The organism is Frankia sp. CeCAU1 (genome assembly GCF_977971845.1).
Genome location: NZ_CDWWXA010000249.1, coordinates 1 through 3,192 on the forward strand (window position 1 = coordinate 1; position 3,192 = coordinate 3,192).

2 protein-coding genes are annotated in these 3,192 nt (G+C 69.6%); one reads left to right on the plus strand and one right to left on the minus strand.

The features are described 5' to 3' along the window. Positions 1-581: 581 nt before the first annotated feature. Complete coding sequence (locus AC08OO_RS23080) at positions 582-1,259, plus strand: hypothetical protein (protein ID WP_476619082.1); 678 nt, start codon at positions 582-584, stop codon at positions 1,257-1,259. Between the two features lie 38 nt (positions 1,260-1,297). Here the strand turns inward: AC08OO_RS23080 and AC08OO_RS23085 are convergent, their stop codons facing one another. Then, a complete protein-coding gene (locus tag AC08OO_RS23085; protein ID WP_476611839.1) occupies positions 1,298-2,833 on the minus strand; it encodes a DHA2 family efflux MFS transporter permease subunit in 1,536 nt (511 codons plus the stop codon). Positions 2,834-3,192: the final 359 nt, after the last annotated feature.

Consider the following 3,192-nt stretch of genomic DNA (forward strand, 5'->3'; position numbering starts at 1 on the left):
CGCCCTCCGCAGCCCGCCCTCCGCGGGCCGCTGTGGAGTGGACCGGTCCCGTGCGCGTGGATTGCGCACGGGTCGAGCCGTCGATCGACCAGACGTGAAGGTGGCGGCGCAGGAAAGCCCACACCACCGATGATCGGTCTTTCTATACCATGATCCGAACGCGGTCCGGATGCGGTTGCATTTAAATTGTGGAAGTAGCTTCTGGTCACCTATGCCAGACCGGGCCAACCGATTGGCTGTACTATTTCGATCCGCTACTCGGAGAGCCAGCCCAGGACGCCTGACAATCGTCTCACTTGATGATCCAGTGACGGAGAGAATCGGACGATGAATCTGCCCGAGACGTCCACATGACCGCATCCCCCGCCGGACCGGTGCCCACCGCGGCCGGTTCGACGCCGCTCGAGACCGCGGACAGCACGGACCCAGCTGATAGCACGGACCCAGCTGCCGGCACCGACCTGGCCGCCAGCGCGACGCCTGCCGGTCCGGCGGCACCGGCAAACCCGGCGTCACCGCGCGATTCGGAGCCGACCGTCGATCCTGCGCAGACAGCCGATTCCGGGAATCCCGTACCCGCCGTGGCCCCGCCGGCCGGCGCCTCGGCGGCCGGCGCCACCATGCGCGAGCGGTACCGCTACCTGCGTAAACCAATGCGCACCGCCCTGTTGGCAGTGCATGTGCTGGTGAGTGTCGGCTGGAATGGCGTGGCGTTCGCGCAGCTCGTCCTGGCTTCGACCGCAGCGGCCGATGCCGGTCTTCGGCACTCCGCATATGAGCTCATGCACGTCGTTGACCGGGTCCTCAATATCCCGCTCGCTCTACTCGCCCTGACCACCGGGGTGGTGATCTCGGTAAAGACGAGGTGGGGACTGCTGCGGCACTGGTGGGTGACGACAAAACTCGTCATCACCGTCGTTGCCGTGATACTCGGCAGCTCCATGATGCGCCCGTTGGTCGTGCGGGCCGGACATGCGACGGACGGGGGGGAGGTCGTCTACGCGGCTCCGACCGTCGCGATCATCCTCGGCGCCAGTGTGATGAACGTCCTGTTCATCACGGCGACGGTGCTGTCCATCGCGAAGCCTTGGGGAAAGACTCCTCGGGGCCGGCGAGCGATGCGCCGCGCCGGGGCTGCTCCCCTGTCCACGCGGCCGGGCCTGCCGGCGTCATCCGCGCCACTGGCCACCGCCTCGGCCGCCACGGGGAGCGGGGACCCGGTGCTCCCGACCACCGTGGCGGTTCCCCTCGGCCCCTGAGACGGCGGCGCGGCGGCCGGGAGAAGTTTCATGGCTCTTCAGCTTCCCGTGGTCGCCCGACCGGCGACGGGGGGGACGGCCCCGGCCGGCCGCGGGAGCTCGACCGGCGGGCCTGACGGGGCGGGCTGCTCCGCGCCGGCTGGCCGTCCCGGCAGCAGAAAGGCGAACGGTGCGGCGAGGACCGTGGACCCGAGGGTCCACCAGAACGCCGTACCGAAGGCGCCGGCCAGCGCCACCGGATCGGCGGGTCCGGTCCCGGCGGGTCGGCCGGTGATCTGGTGGGACAGCACCACGGCGAGGATGGCCGTCCCGAGTGAGCCGCCGATCTGCTGGAAGATCCGCCCCGCGGAGGTGGCGCGCGGAATCTCCTCCCGGCACAGCCCGTGGTAGGCAGAGGACATCACCGGGATGAGCGCCATGGCCAGCCCGATGCCGCGGACCGTCAGGGAGACCCCGAGCAGCACCTCGCTGGTGTCGGCGGCGACCTGTGTATACGCAACCGATCCCAGCGCGCTGAGCAGAAGGCCGACCAGAACGAACAACCGCGGGCTGCGCCGGTCCGCCACCCGGCCCAGCACAATCAGGGCGATCATCATCCCCAACCCCTGCGGGGCGAGGAGCAGGCCGGCGGCGGCGGCGCTGCGGCCACGGGCCTGCTGCTCGTACAGGGGCAGCAGGAACATCGCCCCGAACAGCGAGATCCCGAACAGGAACATCATCCCCGATGAACCGGCGAAGGCCCGGGACCGGAACAGCCGCAGGTCGATGATCGGTTCGACGGCGGTCCGCAGGGCATGCACCGTGAACAGAACGAGCAGGGCCGCGCCGAGGGCCAGCGGCACGATCACCCGCACACCCGTGAAGTCACCCTGCCGGCCGGCCACGGAGAAGCCGTAGACGATCGCGGCCAGCCCCGGGGACAGCAACGCGAACCCGAGAGCGTCGAAGCGATGCCGCCCGGGAGTCCGCACATCCGGCATCCTCCGCCAGGCCAGGACCAGCCCGATCAGGCAGACCGGCACGTTGATGAAAAAGATCCAACGCCAGTCGAGATCGTCGACGATCAGCCCGCCGATGACCGGCCCGAGCACGGGAGTGACCAGCGCGGGCACCCCCACCGCCGCCATCAGGCGGCCCAGCCGTTCCGGCCCGGCCGCCTGCGCGATGATCGTCTGCATCAGAGGCAGAAGCAGGCCGCCGCCGAGGCCCTGCACGATCCGGAAGGCGATGAGACTGCCGGCCGACCATGCCGCCCCACACAGCGCCGAGCCGACGAGGAACAGGACCAGCGACAGCAGCCACATCCGCTTGGCGCCGAACCGCTCGGCTGACCAGCCGGTCACCGGGATCACCATGGCGAGCGCAAGCAGGTAACCGGTACTCACCCACTGGATTGTCGAGATTCCGACGTTGAAGGATCGGGCGAGGGTGTTGATCGCCACGGAGGTGATCGTCGCATCGAGCTGCACCACGACCGCACCGACGAGGACGATCCCGGCGAGACGGATCAGCGCCGGATCGAGCCGATCTCCGCTACCGCCCGCCGCGGCGGGCGCCTGGGTCTGCACTGCCATCACAACCTCCGTACGACCCGAGCAGGATCATCCGCCGCGAACTGGGGCGAGTCGGACCAGGCGCCCGGGAATAGTCCTGGTCGAGCCGCGCCCCGCCGACGATACACCGTATCGCTTTCGCTACTCCGTACCTTTGTCCGTACGGTGTAGCCGCCGGACCCGACCGTGTAATCTCGCTGACCACGTAACCTCGCTGTATGTGCGGATCGAGGGGAGCATGGAACGTCCCGTCGACTCCGGCGGGCCTACCCGCCGCGCCCGCCCCGGAGTTGATCTCCCGCACCGACCCGGACGGGCCCGTCACAACCGCCGGGTCGGGCGACCCGGGCGGGCCGCACACGCCCCAACGTCGCCTGAAG